General features: G+C 73.4%; 19 protein-coding genes. 8 read left to right on the top strand and 11 right to left on the bottom strand.

Going from position 1 to position 16,067, the window contains the following annotated elements; all coding sequences use genetic code 11:
• Positions 1 to 61: 61 nt before the first annotated feature.
• The 5 genes from ADK57_RS00405 to ADK57_RS00385 form a co-directional block, all read right to left on the bottom strand.
• The gene (locus ADK57_RS00405; protein ID WP_053747438.1) at positions 62 to 490 is read right to left on the bottom strand and encodes an OsmC family protein; all 429 of its coding nucleotides are present in this window, start codon (positions 488 to 490) and stop codon (positions 62 to 64) included.
• 61 nt (positions 491 to 551) lie between these two features.
• Positions 552 to 2,351 carry a DUF2201 family putative metallopeptidase gene (locus tag ADK57_RS00400; RefSeq protein WP_053747253.1) on the bottom strand — a complete coding sequence of 600 codons (1,800 nt, stop codon included), beginning with the start codon at positions 2,349 to 2,351 and terminating at the stop codon, positions 552 to 554.
• Positions 2,348 to 3,409 carry an ATP-binding protein gene (locus ADK57_RS00395; protein ID WP_053747252.1) on the bottom strand — a complete coding sequence of 354 codons (1,062 nt, stop codon included), beginning with the start codon at positions 3,407 to 3,409 and terminating at the stop codon, positions 2,348 to 2,350. Before ADK57_RS00395 ends, ADK57_RS00400 begins: the two co-directional genes overlap by 4 nt.
• Before the next feature lie 280 nt (positions 3,410 to 3,689).
• The gene (locus ADK57_RS00390; RefSeq protein WP_063785904.1) at positions 3,690 to 5,786 is read right to left on the bottom strand and encodes a phage holin family protein; all 2,097 of its coding nucleotides are present in this window, start codon (positions 5,784 to 5,786) and stop codon (positions 3,690 to 3,692) included.
• A gap of 100 nt (positions 5,787 to 5,886) precedes the next feature.
• The gene (locus ADK57_RS00385; RefSeq protein WP_053747250.1) at positions 5,887 to 6,318 is read right to left on the bottom strand and encodes a hypothetical protein; all 432 of its coding nucleotides are present in this window, start codon (positions 6,316 to 6,318) and stop codon (positions 5,887 to 5,889) included.
• Positions 6,319 to 6,403: 85 nt separating this feature from the next.
• Here ADK57_RS00385 and ADK57_RS00380 point away from each other — a divergent pair, with 85 nt between their 5' ends.
• Together ADK57_RS00380 and ADK57_RS00375 are read left to right on the top strand one after the other, a co-directional pair.
• Positions 6,404 to 7,177, top strand: a complete 774-nt coding sequence (locus ADK57_RS00380; RefSeq protein ID WP_053747249.1) for an MBL fold metallo-hydrolase — start codon at positions 6,404 to 6,406, stop codon at positions 7,175 to 7,177.
• Complete coding sequence (locus tag ADK57_RS00375) at positions 7,174 to 7,818, top strand: DedA family protein (protein ID WP_053747248.1); 645 nt, start codon at positions 7,174 to 7,176, stop codon at positions 7,816 to 7,818. The genes ADK57_RS00380 and ADK57_RS00375 overlap by 4 nt, the downstream gene beginning before the upstream one ends.
• Here the strand turns inward: ADK57_RS00375 and ADK57_RS00370 are convergent.
• The 5 genes from ADK57_RS00370 to ADK57_RS00350 all read right to left on the bottom strand — a co-directional run bounded on the left by ADK57_RS00370 (position 7,815) and on the right by ADK57_RS00350 (position 12,406).
• A complete protein-coding gene (locus ADK57_RS00370; RefSeq protein WP_053747247.1) occupies positions 7,815 to 8,858 on the bottom strand; it encodes an MBL fold metallo-hydrolase in 1,044 nt (347 codons plus the stop codon). The genes ADK57_RS00375 and ADK57_RS00370 overlap by 4 nt on opposite strands.
• A complete protein-coding gene (locus tag ADK57_RS00365; RefSeq protein WP_053747246.1) occupies positions 8,855 to 10,102 on the bottom strand; it encodes an aminotransferase class I/II-fold pyridoxal phosphate-dependent enzyme in 1,248 nt (415 codons plus the stop codon). The genes ADK57_RS00370 and ADK57_RS00365 overlap by 4 nt, the downstream gene beginning before the upstream one ends.
• A gap of 213 nt (positions 10,103 to 10,315) precedes the next feature.
• Positions 10,316 to 11,029: a hypothetical protein gene (locus ADK57_RS00360; RefSeq protein ID WP_053747245.1), complete on the bottom strand. Its 714-nt coding sequence runs from the start codon at positions 11,027 to 11,029 to the stop codon at positions 10,316 to 10,318.
• A 159-nt stretch (positions 11,030 to 11,188) separates the two neighbouring features.
• On the bottom strand, positions 11,189 to 11,986 hold the full coding sequence (locus ADK57_RS00355) for an RNA polymerase sigma factor SigF (RefSeq protein WP_053747244.1): 798 nt from the start codon (positions 11,984 to 11,986) through the stop codon (positions 11,189 to 11,191).
• A 222-nt stretch (positions 11,987 to 12,208) separates the two neighbouring features.
• On the bottom strand, positions 12,209 to 12,406 hold the full coding sequence (locus tag ADK57_RS00350) for a hypothetical protein (RefSeq protein ID WP_053747243.1): 198 nt from the start codon (positions 12,404 to 12,406) through the stop codon (positions 12,209 to 12,211).
• Between the two features lie 130 nt (positions 12,407 to 12,536).
• Here ADK57_RS00350 and ADK57_RS00345 point away from each other — a divergent pair, with 130 nt between their 5' ends.
• From ADK57_RS00345 to ADK57_RS51900, 5 genes are read left to right on the top strand one after another with little or no spacing between them, the layout of a single operon-like run.
• Positions 12,537 to 12,920 (top strand): DUF2795 domain-containing protein, encoded by a 384-nt coding sequence (locus ADK57_RS00345; RefSeq protein WP_053747242.1) that lies wholly within the window; start codon positions 12,537 to 12,539, stop codon positions 12,918 to 12,920.
• Positions 12,921 to 12,946: 26 nt separating this feature from the next.
• Complete coding sequence (locus ADK57_RS00340) at positions 12,947 to 13,372, top strand: CBS domain-containing protein (RefSeq protein ID WP_053747437.1); 426 nt, start codon at positions 12,947 to 12,949, stop codon at positions 13,370 to 13,372.
• A complete protein-coding gene (locus ADK57_RS00335; protein ID WP_053747241.1) occupies positions 13,369 to 13,749 on the top strand; it encodes a hypothetical protein in 381 nt (126 codons plus the stop codon). Before ADK57_RS00340 ends, ADK57_RS00335 begins: the two co-directional genes overlap by 4 nt.
• A 6-nt stretch (positions 13,750 to 13,755) precedes the next feature.
• Positions 13,756 to 14,298 carry a type 1 glutamine amidotransferase domain-containing protein gene (locus ADK57_RS00330; RefSeq protein WP_053747240.1) on the top strand — a complete coding sequence of 181 codons (543 nt, stop codon included), beginning with the start codon at positions 13,756 to 13,758 and terminating at the stop codon, positions 14,296 to 14,298.
• Positions 14,298 to 14,426, top strand: coding sequence for a hypothetical protein (locus tag ADK57_RS51900; protein WP_267890749.1), 129 nt, complete (start codon positions 14,298 to 14,300; stop codon positions 14,424 to 14,426). Before ADK57_RS00330 ends, ADK57_RS51900 begins: the two co-directional genes overlap by 1 nt.
• 40 nt (positions 14,427 to 14,466) lie before the next feature.
• Here ADK57_RS51900 and ADK57_RS00325 read toward each other — a convergent pair whose 3' ends face one another.
• A complete protein-coding gene (locus ADK57_RS00325) occupies positions 14,467 to 14,745 on the bottom strand; it encodes a DUF6158 family protein (RefSeq protein WP_053747239.1) in 279 nt (92 codons plus the stop codon).
• Between the two features lie 57 nt (positions 14,746 to 14,802).
• Between ADK57_RS00325 and ADK57_RS00320 the strand changes: the two genes are divergently transcribed.
• Positions 14,803 to 15,951, top strand: coding sequence for a Vms1/Ankzf1 family peptidyl-tRNA hydrolase (locus tag ADK57_RS00320; RefSeq protein ID WP_053747238.1), 1,149 nt, complete (start codon positions 14,803 to 14,805; stop codon positions 15,949 to 15,951).
• The last annotated feature ends 116 nt before the right edge of the window (positions 15,952 to 16,067 follow it).

Raw genomic sequence — 16,067 nt, 5'->3', positions numbered from 1 at the left:
GTCGCGCGGGCCGCCCCCGGTGGGGGCCCGCCCGCGCGACGGTCGTGGTGTGCCGGTCCGGTCAGGCGAGCTTCGCGGACAGGGTGATCGGTACGGCCTTCAGGGCCTGGCTGACGGGGCAGTTCACCTTGGCCTGCTCCGCCGCGGCGACGAAGCCGTCCTCGTCCAGGCCCGGCACGGTGCCCTCGACGGTGAGGTGGACGCCCGTGATGCCCTCTCCCGGCTGGAAGGTGACGTCGGCGGAGGTGACGAGCTTGGTGGGCGGGGTGCCGGCCCCGGCGAGGGCGTGCGAGAACGCCATGGAGAAGCAGCTGGAGTGGGCGGCCGCGATCAGCTCCTCGGGGCTGGTCTTGCCGTTCGCCTCCTGGGTGCGGGCAGCCCACGTCACCGGCTGCTCGTCGATGGCGCCCGAGGAGTCGAAGGTGACGACTCCGTTGCCCTCGAGCAGGTTGCCTTCCCAGACGGTGTGTGCGGAGCGCGTGGTGGCCACGGTCATTCCTTTCCTATGGTCCCGGATCCGGGTTCGGGACCCCATACGATCACACTCCGGCTCAGCTCACCCGGAAGACCGGTCCACGTGCGCTGAACGGCAGCCGGGCGCCCTGCGGGATCAGGTAGGCGTGCTCGCGCCGCACCCGCAGGACGTCGCACCAGCCGTCGGTGATGACCAGGACGGGTGCGGCGGGCGGGAAGTCGTCCGCGCGGTGCAGCAGGTCGATGCCGGGCTGCAGCACGGTGCCGCCGCGGCCGTGCACCCGCACCCGGCCCGCGATGTCCGTGACCGGCAGGTAGCCGGCGTCGTGCGGGGCGGCGTCGCAGAACACGACCCGGGCGGCCGGTACGTCGCGGGCCTCGGCGTACGAGGCGATCGCGCCGAGTGCCTTGCCGAGCAGGACCCGGTCCATGGAGCCGGAGGTGTCCAGGACGACGCCGAAGGTGCAGCGGGCGATCTCCTCGGGCGGGAAGTACCGTCCCGCGCGCGGGATGTCGGGCGTGGCCGCCTGGCGGCGGGAGGGGCGGGCGTACGTCCGTACCGGCTGCGGACTCGGCACGAACTCGTCGAACCAGCGGGCCAGTCGGGCGTCCCAGGGCAGCGGCGGATGGCTGAGCGCGCGGATCTCCTCGACGAGGCCGCCGGGCAGGAAGCCGCGGGCCTGCTGCTGGTGCAGGTCGAGACCGCGGGCAAGGCCCCGGCGGTAGAGCTCGTCGAGGTCGACCGGGGCGCCGGGGGCGCCGAGCGGGCCGCCGAGGATGTCGCCGGCTCCCTTGCCGCGCAGGGTGGCCAGGCGACGGGTCCGGCGCAGATCCCGGGTGATGCGGTCGTAGACCTCCTCCGCGGACAGGCCGGAGAGCTCCGGGTCGTACAGGAGCCCCTCGGGCATGGTGCCGACCTGCATCTCGCTCAGCCAGCCGTTGATGACGTAGTCGCAGGCGACGTTGAACAGGAACGGGTCGCGGGTGCCGCAGCGGTCGCCGTGGCGCAGGGCGGCGTGCAGCATCTCGTGGGCGAGGACGAACCGCCACTCCTCGTCGTCGAACCGGCGCAGGGGGTTGACGTAGATCTCCCCCGCCTGCGCGTTCACCGCGGCGACGGAGATGCCGTGGGCGCGGGCGAGTTCGGCGTCGGCGACGAGGGTGATGCCGGCGGCGATGCCGCCGAGCAGCGGGTAGGAGGAGACGAACCAGCTCAGGGCCTCTTCCCAGGGGCGCAGCCGGGTCGGACCGCCGGCCATGGAGTCGCGGCGGCCGCCGGCCAGGTCCAGGGCGGTGGACATGGTGCGGGTCAGGGCGTGCGCGAAGGCGAGCTGCCAGTCCGGGACTTGGCCGCCCCATCTGCTCCACGGCACGAGCAGCTGGTCCGCCTCTCCGGCCGCCGTACCGCAGTGCTCGTACGCGCCCGGGATGCCGTCCCGCCGCCAACGGGCGGCGAGTTGTTCCTCGTCGCCGTCGGGGTACGACAACGGGAGGTGGTCGGGGGCCTGCCCGACGGGGGAGGTCAGCAGGAAGCGGTTGACGACCGCGCAGCGCGCGGCGAGGTCGTGGCGGTCGGGCTGTTCGCGCTCGCCGGTGGCGGCGGGGACGTGCCCGAAGCCCAGGTGGATGAGGGCGTGGGCGATCGCCCAGGCCCATTCGCCGGGTTCCGCGAGGCGGGTGGGGTGCAGGTGCACGGTGCCGCTGGAGGTGACGCGTGCCAGGCCGTGCCGAGGAGCCAGGCCGCACTCCTTCTCCCGGCACAGCTTGGCTTCGATCGCGGCCAGCGCGTGATGGGCCCCCACCAGCCGCACGCCCTCGGCGCACGCCTCGGCGGCCGGGTCCTTCTTGGGCTCGGCCTGCCTGCGGCTGCGGCTCATCTGCGGGCCTCCACCAGCCGGGGCATGTCCCGGGCCGCCTCGATCAGGAACCAGGCGGGCAGTACGGGGTGGCCGTCGGCGTCGGAGGCGATGACGCTCTGGGCGACCTCGACGGAGATCTCCGCGAGCTGCACGAGCAGCGACTTGGCGCGGTACGCGGTCTGGCGGCCGTTGGCCGACATGTGGTCCTTGCTCGCGGGCAGTTCCTTGACGAGGCGGCCGCGGAAGGACTCGGCGAGGTAGTAGAGCAGGTCGCGGTCCTCGAGGCGGCCGGGCCAGCGGGCGTCGCCCTTGAGGATCGCCTCGATGCCGAACCGGCTGCGCACGATCTTGACGTAGCCGCAGAACGCGGTCGCGTGTGCGGGCGTCAGGGTGCCGTGCGCCAGCACCTTCAGGGTCTCCTCGTCGAGGCCCGGCCCGAAGGAGTGCAGGGCGTCGGAGAGCATGTGCCAGGAGCGGGGCGTGGAGAACGGCTCCTCGGTCTTCGGCGGCTTGGACCACAGGTGGTCGGGCCGGTCGGTGAGGTGGTCCAGGATCCACGGGTGGATGCCGTTGCCCGCGGCCCAGACGAGCCAGTCCTTGGCGGAGGCCTCCAGGTGCACGTGGGTGAGGCGGTTGACGAGCGCGGAGGCGATCGGGCGGGCGAGGGCGTTGTCGGTGGCGCGGTTGCCGGCGCCGATGACGATGGAGCCCTTCGGCAGTTCGTAGGTGCCGATACGGCGGTCCAGGATCAGCGAGTAGAACGCCTTCTGCACGTCCGGCGTGGCCGCGTTCAGCTCGTCCAGGAACAGGCAGTACGGCTCGTCGCGGGCGATGGACTCGGGCGGGCAGAACACCGAGCGTCCGTCGCGGATCTGCGGGACGCCGATGAGGTCCTCGGGGGCGAGCTGGGTGCCCAGCAGGCTCACGCACTCGAGGCCCAGTGAGTCGGCGAACTCCCGTACCAGGGAGGACTTTCCGATGCCGGGGGCGCCCCAGACGAAGACCGGCCGCACGGTGGCGAGACCGAGCAGCAGCTCGGGGATGCGGGAGGGCGTGACGGTGACGGCTGCCTGCAAGAAGTGACTCCTGGGGGTGTTCGAAAAGGGCGCGCTGGTGCGCGACGTCCGGTACGAACAGTGTGGGCGCGGCCATCGGCGGGCGCAGCCCATTTTCCGGGGGCCGGCGCCGGCGTCGTACCACCGGCGCCGCCGACGGGTGGGGCGCGGGGAGACGTCCGGGGTGACCGGAATGTGCGCTGGGCAAACCGGGCGTGGGGTGACACGGTGAGTCACGTCCTCCGTGACAACCGCTTCTTTCGTTCATGGGGGTACGAAAGAAGCGGCGGGAGGTGTGGGTTCAGGCGGCGCGTCGGTCCTGGCGCGCCGCCAGCGGAACCTGGGGGCCGTCCGTCTCGCGCAGCCAGCGGCGCAGCACGCGGTGGATGTGCTCGGCTCCGGCGAGTTCCGTGCCGTCCTCGACGGGTGTGGACAGGGCGAGCGGCGACAGCAGGAAGGCTTTGGCCTGGGCGCCGCCGAGGCCGCCGTGCGAGCCGATCTGCTCCTCGAAGGCGAGGACTTCGCCGTCGGCGGGGTCGTACCAGGAGTTGACCATGATGTCGGCGGTGTGCGGGAAGGAGTGCGTGCGGCGGACGGCGTCGGCGGCGCCGGGCCCGAAGTCGGCGAGCGGGCCGGGGTTGTCGTCGAGTTCGCCGAGGGGGATCTCGGCGCCGAACGGGCCGAGGACGACCCCGCCGTGCTCCTCGCTGCGCACCAGGAGGAAGCCGATGCCGGGGTGGTTGGCGAGGGTCGTCAGCAGGGCGGGGTGGCGGGCGTCGATCTCCTCCTTGCTCATCCGGTGCGGCACGTCCGGGAAGGAGACCAGGCCGAGGTTGCCGGAGGCCAGCACGATCGGCTCCGGGCGGCGGCTGGAGGGGCGGTACTGTTCGCCGCCCTCCTCGACGGGCCGGTGCAGTGCGGCGCGTACCGCCGCGCGGGCCTCGGCGCCGCTGTGGGTGTGCCGTGCCCTGCGCGGCACGGGCAGCCCGCAGCCGGCCCGGACCAGGTCGCCGAGGGTGAGGCCGTAGCGGGTGCGGAAGGTCTCGCCGGGACTCTGGCCGTGGTCGGACAGGACGACGATGCGGTACGGGCGGGGTGCGTGCTCGGCGACGTTCTCGATCAGGGCGAGGGAGCGGTCGAGGCGTTCGAGGACCTTGGCGGCGTCGCGGCTCCCGGGCCCGGAGTGGTGGGCCACTTCGTCGTACGCGACGAGGTCGGCGTAGACGGCGGTGCGGCCGGCGAGCATGTCGCCCGTCACCGCGGCGACCACGACGTCGCGTTCGACGACGGTCGCGAAGGCGCGGATGAAGGGGTAGAGGCCGCCGCGTCCCACCCGCGGGCGGACCTTGCGGGCGCGGGCCCGGGTGGACTGGCCGATCTCGCGGCCGGCCTCGGCGACGAAGGACATGGCGGTGCGCACGGCGTTGGCCGGGTCGGAGAAGTAGGCGAAGTAGCCGGCCCTGGAGCGGGTCTCGCGGCTGCGGCGGCGGGTCGCGATGGACAGGACGAGGGCCTGTTCGTCGGCGCCGCCGGAGAAGAGGTTGCCGCGGCTGGCGCCGTCGGCGGTGAGCAGTCCGCCGTCGCCGGTGGCCTCGACGGCGCGGCGCTGGAGCTCGGCGGCGCTGGTCGGCCGGTTGCAGACCATGACCTCGCCGCGGTCCTTCTCGTACCAGCGGAAGGCGGGCACGTCGTGGTTGCAGCCGTGCAGGATGCCGAGCTGGCTGGCGCCGGTCTGGCTGGACCAGTCGGTGCGCCACGGGGTGAGCCGGTGGGTGGGCCGGCGCCGGCCGCCGACGTCGGCGGTGGCGTCGCCCAGCCAACGGGCGACGGTCGGCATGAGGCCCCGGCCCACCGCGTCGAGCAGGACGTCGTGGCCGACGCCGTCGAGCTGCATGAAGACGGTGCCGTGGCCGGCCGGGCAGGCCGGGCCGCCGCCTCTGCGGCGGCGGTCGGCGAGGCGGTACAGGCGGCGCCGGTAGGCGTCGTCGTCGCGTACGGCCAGCGCGGCGCCGGTGGCGGAGGCGACGGCCGACATCACGGCGGCGACCACGACCGCGGTCTCCGGAGCGGCGTCACCCTGTTCGGCCGGGTTCAGCCGCAGGGCGAGCAGCAGCAGCCCGCCGTTGAGGAAGAAGACCAGCAGGCCCAGCACCAGCGCGGGCACGAGCAGCAGCAGCCGTACGAGAAGGGGCCACACCAGCGCCGACAGCAGACCGAAGGCGCCCGCCCCGAACGCGGCGGTGATGGCGATCCGGGTGGCGCTGTCGCCGTCGGGGGACTGGAGCCGGAAGTCGGGCAGGATGCCTGCCAGTACGAGCATCGTGAGGGTGGAGACGGCCCACACCGTGACGCTCCGCCCGACCTGACTGGCGACCCGCCGCCAACGCCCTCCACGCACGCCCAGCACACCTCACGTCCCGGCCCGGCCCGTCATCGGCGCGGGCCCGGGGGCAAGCCTGTCATATGGTCGTGATCGAGAAGGATCCCCGAGAGCCTCGCTAGCGCCCGTCGTACCCGGCCGTCGGCATCGACAGCCGCCGGTGCACCCGGGCCTTCATCTGGGCGTCGTACGACGGCTCCGCTCGCCCCACCGTCTCGACCCGCACCCCGCGTCGCGCGCACTCGGCGGTGAACTCGTCGACCGACGCCAGGGCGCTCCGCAGGACGCGCAGGCTCGGTGCGACGAACAGGTCGCGGCCGGGCCGGACGCCCTCCCACAGGACGTCGTGGTCGGGACGCAGCCCGCACACGAGCAGTTCGCGGGTGACGACGTAGCCCCGTTCGGCGGCCCAGCGGGCGCACATCGCGTGCTGGCTGCGGGAGTCCACCAGGAAGGGGTCGTCGTCGAGCTCCTCCAGGGGCGTCAAGCCGGCGATCGCCGTGACGCGCAACGGCGGGCGCGTGCCCGGTGCACCGCGAACCTCTCCCATGGAGTCCCCCCTCACCTCCGGGTTTCGCCGCCGACCCTACTCCTGCCCGTAGGCTTCGGGGGAGTCGCGCGAAGGGGGCAAAGAGGTGCCGGTGGAGATCACCTGGTGGGGTCACGCCACCTGCACGGTCACGGATTCGGACGTACGTGTGCTCACCGACCCTCTGTTCGCCCGCCGCCTCGCCCATCTGCGGCGCCGCCGCGGGGCGTTGCCGCCGCCCGACGCCTGGCGCGCGGACGTGGCGCTGGTGTCCCATCTGCACGCCGACCACTTGCACGTTCCCTCGCTGGCGCGGCTCGAGCCGGGCACGCGCCTGCTCGTGCCCCGGGGCGCACCACGGGCGGTGCCGGGGCTGCGCCGGCTCACTCATCTGCGGCTGAGCGAGGTGGCTCCCGGGGACGAGACGGCGGTGGGTGACCTGGTGATACGGGTCGTGCCCGCCCGGCACGACGGCCGGCGGCTGCCGCTGGGACCGCACCGCTCCCCCGCCCTCGGCTATGTCGTCGAGGGCGAGGGCCGTACGTACTTCGCCGGGGACACCGGCCTGTTCGACGAGATGGCGAAGGAGGTCGGGCCCATCGACGTGGCGTTGCTGCCGGTGGGCGGCTGGGGACCCTACCTCGGTGAGGGGCATCTGGACGCGGGGCGGGCCGCGGAGGCGCTGGCCCGGCTGGCGCCGCGCAGTGCGGTGCCGGTGCACTACGGCACGTACTGGCCGATCGGGATGGACGCGGTGCGCCCGCACGAGTTCCACGCGCCGGGCGAGGAGTTCGTACGCCTCGCGGCCGAGCGGGCGCCGCAGGTGGCGGTGCACCGGCTCGGGCACGGGGAGAGTGTGCGGCTGGAGGCCGCCCGGTGAGCTGGCTCGCTGCCGCCTCGACGGGCGTGACGCCGGAGTCCACCCAGCAGGCGATCGGGTATCCGACGCTGTTCGTGCTGGTGCTGCTCGGGGCGCTGGTGCCGGTGATCCCGACGGGGGCGCTGGTGAGTTCGGCGGCCGTGGTGGCCTTTCACCAGACCGCGCCGTTCGCGCTGGCGCTGGTGTTCGTGACGGCCTCGGCGGCCGCGTTCCTCGGGGACATGGCTCTGTACTGGCTGGGTCGGCGCGGAATGAAGTCGAAGAACGGCTCGCGCTGGCTGGAGGCGATCCGCTCGCGCGCGCCCGAGGACCGGCTCACGCAGGCGCAGGAGAAACTGGCCGGCCACGGTGTGGCGGTCCTGGTGCTGTCCCGGCTGATGCCGGCCGGCCGGATCCCGGTCATGCTGGCCTGCCTGATGGCGAAGTGGCCGATGCGCCGCTTCGCCCGCGGCAACCTCCCGGCCTGTCTGGCCTGGGCGGTGACGTACCAGCTGATCGGGATCCTCGGCGGCTCCCTGTTCGCGGAGCCCTGGGAGGGCGTGGTCGCGGCGGTCGCGCTGACCGTGGCGATCAGCGCGGCGCCGAGTGTCTGGAAGAGGATCCGCAGACCTGCGAAGGCGGAGAAGTCCCGGAAGGCCTAGTCGAGGATCCGGGACCCTCCCACCGGCAGGTCCCACAGGTTCTCGCGGTCCAGGCCCGCCTTCTCCCAGGCCGCCCGGACCCGGGTGAGCGGCTCCAGCACCGGCTCCGCCGACAGCACGAACGTCGCCCAGTGCATGGGCGCCATGCGGCGCGCCCCGAGGTCCTGCGCCGCGCGCACCGCCTCCTCCGGGTCGCAGTGCACGTCGCTGAGCCACCAGCGTGGGTCGTAGGCGCCGATGGGAAGCAGGGCGAGGTCGATGCCGGGGTAGCGCTGTCCGATGTGGGCGAACCAGTGGCCGTAGCCGGTGTCGCCCGCGAAGTAGACGCGCTGTCCGTCGGGGGCGGTGAGCACCCAGCCGCCCCACAGGGTGCGACAGGTGTCGGTGAGGGAGCGCTTGGACCAGTGGTGGGCGGGCACGAAGTCGAAGCGGACCCCGCTCAGTTCGGCCGCCTCCCACCAGTCCAGTTCGGTGACGTTCGTGAACCGGCGGCGACCGAACCAGCGGCCGAGTCCGGCCGGCGCGAACACCGGGGTGTCGCGCGGGAGTCGGCGCAGTGTGGGGGCGTCCAGGTGGTCGTAGTGGTTGTGGCTGATGACGACGGCGTCGATGGACGGCAGGGCGCTCCAGGGTATGCCGACCGGGGTGATGCGGGCCGGGGTGCCGAGGATGCGGCGGGACCAGACGGGGTCGGTGAGGACGGTCAGCCCGCCGATCCGTACGACCCAACTGGCGTGCCCCGCCCAGGAGACGGCGACCGTGCGCGCGTCCACGCGAGGCAGCGGGCCCGGTTCGAAGGGCAGCCGCGGGATGTCGGCGAGGCCCTCTGGGCCGGGACGGATGGAGCCCTCGCGGGCGAAGCGGGCCATGGACTTGAGGTCGGGCAGCGGGGCGGTCAGCCGGTCGTGGAAGGACCGCGGCCACACCCGGCGCTCGCCGAGCGCTCGGGGGGCCGCGGGGGGCGTGAAGGAGGAGGGGGCCGTCGGAGCTTCGGTGTCGTGGGTGGGCGTGCTCGTGGTCGACTCGGACTGCTGAGTCATCGAGGAGGCTCCCATCGCTGAGCGTCGTCACGGAGATCGTCGAAGACCGATTCCAGAAGGATCAACGCGCGTTGCACGTGTGGCAGTTCCAACGGTGAGGGTGACTTGAGGCATTCCGCGCGTTCCTCGTCCGTACCGCCCAGCAGCGGGCCGGTGGACAGTCGCACCCGCAGCGCCCCGAGGTCGTCGCCGAAGCGGTGCCCGCCCGGCGCGGGCATGCCGAGCCGGGCGGTGAGGAAGTCCTCCAGTTCCTGGGCGTCGCCGACCCCGTGGCCGGTGAGCGCGGTCTTCAGGGGGCCGAGGTCGACGTAGAGGTGGCGGCCGGCCTGCGGGGGCCGCGCCAGGGCCCCCGCCGTGACGACGGCCGTGTGCGCGGCGGCGGCCACGCGCGCGTGCAGGCGTACGGCGGCTTCGACGCGGTCGGTGAGCGGTTCGGGCTCGGTCAGGGCGTACGCGGCCGCGACCGCGACGGGGGCGGCGACACGGGCGCCGAGCGCGGTGAGCACGTCGAGCACGCGCGCGCGCAGGGCGTCGCCGGCCTCACCCTCGGGGAAGCGGGCGACGGCGGCAGGCCAGCCGGTCGGCAGCAGGGCACCGGCCAGGTCGGTGACGACGGTGACCTTCCCGGGCAGCATCTCGGCCGGGCTGAGCAGCACGGTGCCGTGCGGGTCGTGCAGGGTGTCGCGCCAGGTCTCGTCGCTGACCAGATGCAGGCCCTCGCCGACGGCGGCCTCCAGCGTCTCGTGCAGCAGCTCGGGCGGGGCCACGGTGGCGGTGGGGTCGTCGGCGACGGACAGCACCAGCAGCCGCGGGTCGCCGCCCTCGGCGCGAACCCTGCGGACGGTCTCCAGCAGGGCGTACGAATCCGGGACACCGCCGCTCTCCGCCGGTGTCGCCACATGGAAGGCGGGTCTTCCCAGCAGCCGTGCGTACGGCGCCCACCAGGCGGCACAGGGCCGCGGCACCAGGACGTCGCCGCCGAGCGCGGCGGTCAGGGCGAGCAGCAGGGACGGTGAGCCGGGGGCGGCGACCACATGGCCGGGCCCGGTGTGCAGACCGCGCCGCTCCCAGTAGCCGCACGCGGCCTGGAGGAGGGCGGTTCCGCCGCCGACCGGTTCGCTCCCGGCGCGGCCGGCCGCGGCGGCGAGTACGGCGGACAGTTCGGGCAGCACGGGCAGCCCGTCCTCGGGAAGCGGCGGTCCGAAACGGACGGGGCCGTGGCCTTCCGGGTCCGTCCGCGGCATGCGTACCTCCGGGGTGGGGGGCTTCTCGTCTCTGCCGTTGTCATCGCCCGGGCGTGTTCGGTGGCTCGTGCGGTGCGGGTGGTGTCCTCGGGCTCCGAGTACCCGGAGAGGCGCCCCGGCATGGCCGCCGATGCGGGTTGCGCCGGTCACACGGCGGCGACGGCGGTCTGTGCCCGGGTGTGCCCGGGTCAGCTCTCGGCGGGTGTGCCCGGGTCAGCTCTCGGCGGCGGGCGTCTTGCGGCGCAGTCGGTACACGGCGCCGCCGAGCGCGCCCGCGATCAGCAGGCCGCCGGTGACCAGGGCGGGCACGGAGTCGGTGAAGGCGCCGCCCTCACCGGCCCGCACCCCGCGCTGGACGGTCGCCCCGCCGCAGGAATCGGTGTGCGACTCGGTGCACGGGTGGGTGGTGGCACAGGACTCGGTGTGCGACTCGATGCAGGGGTGGGTGGTGGCGCAGGACTCCGTGTGCGACCACTCGGTGCCGGTGCCGCACGACTTGCCGCTCCCGCGGGACACCGTGAACGTGGCGCTCCACTGCTTGCCCTGCCCGCCGGGCGCGGCCGGGCAGGTGCCGTCGACGGTCCACGCGGAGTCGTTGCCGACCGCGTCGACGTCGCCCTCGAGGTTCTCGGCGGGGGCGATCCGGGCGGTGCCGTTGTAGGCGGGGCCGGTGGCCTCGTCGTCGTTGCCGGAGACCAGCCGCAGTCGGACGGTGCCCTCCTCGAAGGCCTGCGAGGTGGCGTCGATGGTGTCGGGTGGGGAGCCGCCGGTGGGGTCGCAGGCGACGGAGACGGTGACGCTGCCGCCCGGGGAGGCGTTGCCGGGGCTGACCTCGGCGGCCGGCTCCGCGAGGGCGGCCGGCACGGCGATGCCCAGGGCGGCACCTGCCACGGCGGCGACGGACAGGGCGCGGACGCTGCGGCGCATGGGGAGGGCTCCTTCGGCCGACGGCTGCGGGGGCACGACCGCCGTGCCCCCGCACCCATCACAGCCCGCCCACCGCCCGGGCGCGCGCGGCCGGACACCATTCGCGGGACGGGAACCGCCGAGCGGGTGACAGCGCGCGGACCCCGCGCCCAGGCGGCGTCAGGCGGCGGCGTCCCGCATGACCTGCTCCCGCACCCGCCCGCAGCACCGGCTGATCAGCCGGGACACATGCATCTGGGAGATGCCCAGCTGCTCGGCGATCCGGCTCTGCGTCATGTCCCCGAAGAACCGCATGTACAGGATCGCCCGCTCGCGCTCGGGCAGGGCGGCGAGCCGGGGCCTGACGGCCTCGCGGTCCACCACCGTGTCCAGCGCGGGGTCGGGCGAGCCCAGCGCGTCGCTGAGCGAGTAGCCGTCCTCGCTGCCGGGCAGTTCCGCGTCCAGGGACAGCGCGGTGAAGCTCTCCAGGGCCTCCAGGCCCACCAGGACGTCTTCCTCGCTGATGTTCGCGTGTTCGGCGATCTCCGCGACGGTGGGCCGGCGGCCCGAGATGGTCTGGGACAGGTCCTGGCTCGCGAAGCGGACGCGGTTGCGCAGGTCCTGGACGCGGCGCGGCACGTGCAGCGTCCACATGTGGTCGCGGAAGTGCCGTTTGATCTCGCCGGTGACGGTGGGCACGGCGTAGCTCTCGAAGGCGTTGCCGCGCTCGGGGTCGTAGCGGTCGACGGCCTTGACCAGGCCGAGGGCCGCGACCTGGCGCAGGTCGTCGAAGCTCTCGCCGCGGTTGCGGAAGCGGCCCGCGAGGCGGTCGGCCATGGGCAGCCAGGCCTCGACGATCTGTCCACGGAGGGTGTCGCGTCGGGGGCCGGGTGGAAGCCCGGCGAGCTTGCGGAACGCCTCTGCCGTGTCGGGTGCGTCGTCGTGCGGATGATGCTTCGCGCTCACTTTGGTCGCCATGGTGCGTCGCAACTCCCTGGGAGGGGTGCTCTGGGATGGACGGTCACCGTGAGGGGGCGTCTGCGGTTCGGACAGACGCGGCCGTGGCGGCGTCTCGCCGCTCCCACGGACGTGCCTCCGGTCCGAAGCACTGCCAGTGCGCCTGCCCCCGGCCCTCGGCCGCAAACAAGCACCAGGGCCTCCGCCCCCGTACGTCACTCCCTCTCGCTGCTCAGGAACGGTTCAAGGCGAAGGTGCAGGAGTTCCTGCCGGGCCGCGAGAAGCAGTGACGGCGGCGGCAGCGGGCGTCGACAAGGGTGGGGTGACGGCCGGTTCGTACCGGTCGGCGTCATCCTCGGGCAGCAGCAGTTCCTCGTATCGGCCCAGTGCCAGCACCACGCCGAGCATGAGGAGCGGGATGATCACAGCGAGCACCGCCATGGCCTGTCCTTTTCCAGGGATGTGCGCGGGGGGCGTGGGCCGGGTCTCCCGCCATCGGGGGCGCAAACCCCGTGTCGGGGTCCGGTCCTCGGGTACGCGGGTGCCCATCCCGAGGTTTCTGGAGGGAGACATGCAGCGAGGCAGCGACCGGCTGAGCCGTCACCGCGACGACGAGATGAAGCACGAACTGCAAGGTCTGCTCAGGTCCGGCCACCCCACGCGCAGCGAGGAGTGGCACGACCCGGAGCCGACCGCCGAGGACGATCCGGAGGTCGCGGGCGGGCCCGCACTGCCGGGCCGGGCCGGGACGTCGCTGGAGGCGGTCCGGATGGAGCTGGCCCGGAACCTGGGCCGCAGCTCGTTCCCGGCGACGCCCGTGGAACTGGTACGCGCCCTGCGCCGCAAGCACGCTCCCGACGCCCTCGTCGAGGCGGTGGAGCGGCTGCCGCGCAAGGAGTCCTACGCCACCGTGCAGGAACTGGCACGGACGCTGACCCGGAGGGAGGCCCCCTAGTGCCGGCCGACTTCGTGAAGGACGTCATGACCCCGGGCGTGGTGGCCGTACGCCCGGACGCCTCGCTCGTCGAGGCGGCGCAGCTGATGCGCACGCAGGACATCGGCGACGTCCTGGTGGCCGACGGACAGCACGTCGTCGGCATGCTCACCGACCGGGACATCACGGTGCGTGCCGTCGCCGACGGTGCGGATCCGCTGACGGCGAGCGCACAGATGGTCTGCACGCCGGATCCGGTGGTGGTGGCCCCGGGCGACCCCGTGTCGACGGCGGTGGCGCTGATGCGTGAGCACGCCGTACGGCGTCTGCCGGTTGTCGAGGACGGGCTGCCGGTCGGGATGGTGAGCCTCGGGGACCTCGCCGAGGCTCAGGACCCGGACTCGGCGCTCGCCGACATCAGCCGGGCCCTGCCGGACGACGGTCGGGGCGGCGGCGGGCGGGACGTCCTGTGAGCCAAGGCCGTGACCCGGCCGCCGGGATCGCCTCCACCGGCACCACCGGCACCACCGTGGACGCCGGCGACGCGACCTCGCGCCGCCTGCTGTACGGGCTGCTGCCCAGCTGGTTCGTGCCCGGTCTCGCCGACCGGGTCATGCACCGGCGTACCCGCATCGAGGACGCCTGGCGTCCCGTGCCGCGCCGTCCGCAGCTGCCGCCCGGTCACCTCGCGGGCATCGCCGCCGCGATCGGCGCCTGTGTGCTCCTGCCGTACGGCGAAGAGCTGCCGCGGTGCCCGCGCGCGGCCGGGTCGAGGAAGAGGCGCGTGGGAGGCGATGCGGCTCGATGGCTTGCGCCGCGCGCCGAGAAGCGTTTCAAGAAAGGTCGTTGAACCATCATGCGCATCGCATTTCTGACCGCACCCGAAGGCGTGGAGCAGATCGAACTCACCGACCCGTGGCAGGCGGCGAAGGACGCGGGCCACGACCCCGTGCTCGTGTCGACGAAGTCCGGCGAGATCCGGGCGTTCAACCACTTCGACAAGGCGGACACGTTTCCCGTGGACGAGGTCGTGGGCGAGTCGACGGCCGACTCCTTCGGCGGGCTGGTCCTGCCGGGCGGGGTGGCCAACCCGGACTTCCTGCGGATGGACGAGAAGGCCGTGGCGTTCGTACGGGACTTCTTCGAGCGGGGACGTCCGGTCGCCGCGATCTGCCACGCGCCGTGGACGCTCGTGGAGGCGGACGTCGTACGCGGCCGGGTGCTGACCTCCTGGCCGAGCCTGCGGACCGACATCCGCAACGCGGGCGGCACCTGGGTGGACGAACAGGTGAAGGTCTGCGACCACGGCACCAACAAGCTGGTCACCAGCCGCAAGCCGGACGACCTGAAGGTGTTCTGCGAGGCGTTCCTCGAGGTGTTCGCCCTGGAGGCAGTCTGATGATCCTGGTGGACCGAGGCGTGGTGACGGACACCTCGCCGGGAACCGCGAGCGAGGAGTTCACCCGGGCGTTAGTGGCGGCGATCGCCGCGCACCGGCACCGGCACCGGCCGCCGACGCGCCACTGACCGGAGACGGGTCACGCGCCACCGACGGACCGGGAGGCGTTCAGGAGCGGGGAGTCGCCGACTCCCCGCTTCCGCGTTCCCGGGCTCCTTCACGGGTGCGGCCCGCGGCGACCGGACGGTTCGGGTTGCGGCGCAGGAACTCGCCCTCGAGCTGCGCCATGCGGTCGTTGTGGGCCCGCAGCGCGTCGTTCGAGGCGTACAGCAGTGTGTCGTGGCGCGTGCGGTGGATGGTCTCCAGCTCCTTCATGAGCTGCTGGTCGTCCAGCCGGGCGGCGTCGACTCCAGTCATGGTCATGTCCCGCTCGTCGTGTTCGTTCATGGCCTCCGGGTACCCGCCCGGCAAGCACTACCCCCAAGCGGCATCCGGGAGGGAACCATGGATCTCGCCTTTCTCCATCCACTCTACGAACATCCGGGCCCCTGGGCCTCCGTCTACGTCGACACCTCCCGGCACACGGAGGACACGCCCCACGAACGGCATCTGACCGCGATCGCGCTGTCCCGGGAACTGGCCGGGCAGGGCGCCGACGAGGAGACGTGCCGGGCCGTGCGGGAGGCCTTGGAGGAGCTGCGGCACTCCTCCGAGCCGCACGGCCGGGCCCTGTTCGCACGGGCCGGCGAGGTGGTCCTGGATCCGTCGCTGACCAGGGCTCCGGCCGGCAACAGCGCGCACTGGGCGCCCCTGCCGCACACCGCACCGCTGCTGGAGCTGGCCGGTGAGGACCCGGTGTGCATCGTGGCGTACGTCGACCGCAAGGGCGCCGACTTCGAGCTGCGCAGCGGACTCGGGCGACAGGATGCGGGTACGGTCGCCGGTCGACAGTATCCGGTACACCGTACGCGTACGGCCGACTGGTCGGAGCGGCACTTCCAGCTGAGGGTGGAGAACACCTGGGAGCACAACGCGGCCGAGATCGCGGACGCGCTCGCCGTCTGCCAGGAGGAGACCCGGGCCGACCTGCTGATTCTCGTCGGTGACGACCGGGAGCGGCGGACCGTGCACGAGCGGCTGCCCAAGAGGCTGGACGACCTGGTCGTGGAGGCGCCGCACGGCACCGGCAGCAGGCTGCTCCACGAGGACGTGGAACAGGCGCGCGCCGCGCATGTACGGCAGCGGGCGGAGCGGGAGCTGGAACGGTTCCTCGCGGCCCGCCAACCGGGCGACGACGGGCGTGCCGGGGCCGTCGAGGGCGTGCCGGCGCTGGTCGAGGCGGCGCGCGAGCACCGTATCGACGAGCTGCTGATCCGTCCGGACGGCCCCGACGCGCACCGCGAGGTGTGGATCGGCGAGGACCCCGACCAGCTGGCCGTGCGCCGCACGGACCTGAAGATCCTCGGCGAGCAGAACTCCTGGTCGGCCCGCGCGGACGACGCGCTGATCCGGTCGGCGGTCGCGACGGGCGCCCCGGCGATCTCGGTGACGCCGGCGACCGGACAGACCGTGCCGGCCGGTCCCGGCCAGTCCGAGGAGGTCGAGAAGGAGGTCCCGGTGGGCGGCCTGGGGGCACTGCTGCGCTGGACGTGAGCTCCCGGGCGGCCGACCTGCCGAGCGACCGGGTTGCCGAACGACTGAGTTGCTGAACGACTGAGTTGCTGAACGACTGAGTTGCTGAACGACTGAGTTGCTGAACGACTGAGCGG

Origin of the sequence: Streptomyces sp. MMG1533, assembly GCF_001279775.1 — a bacterium.
Taxonomy (GTDB): domain Bacteria; phylum Actinomycetota; class Actinomycetes; order Streptomycetales; family Streptomycetaceae; genus Streptomyces.
Note: the sequence above shows the minus strand (reverse complement) of the source record. Positions and strands in the feature narration are given on the sequence as shown.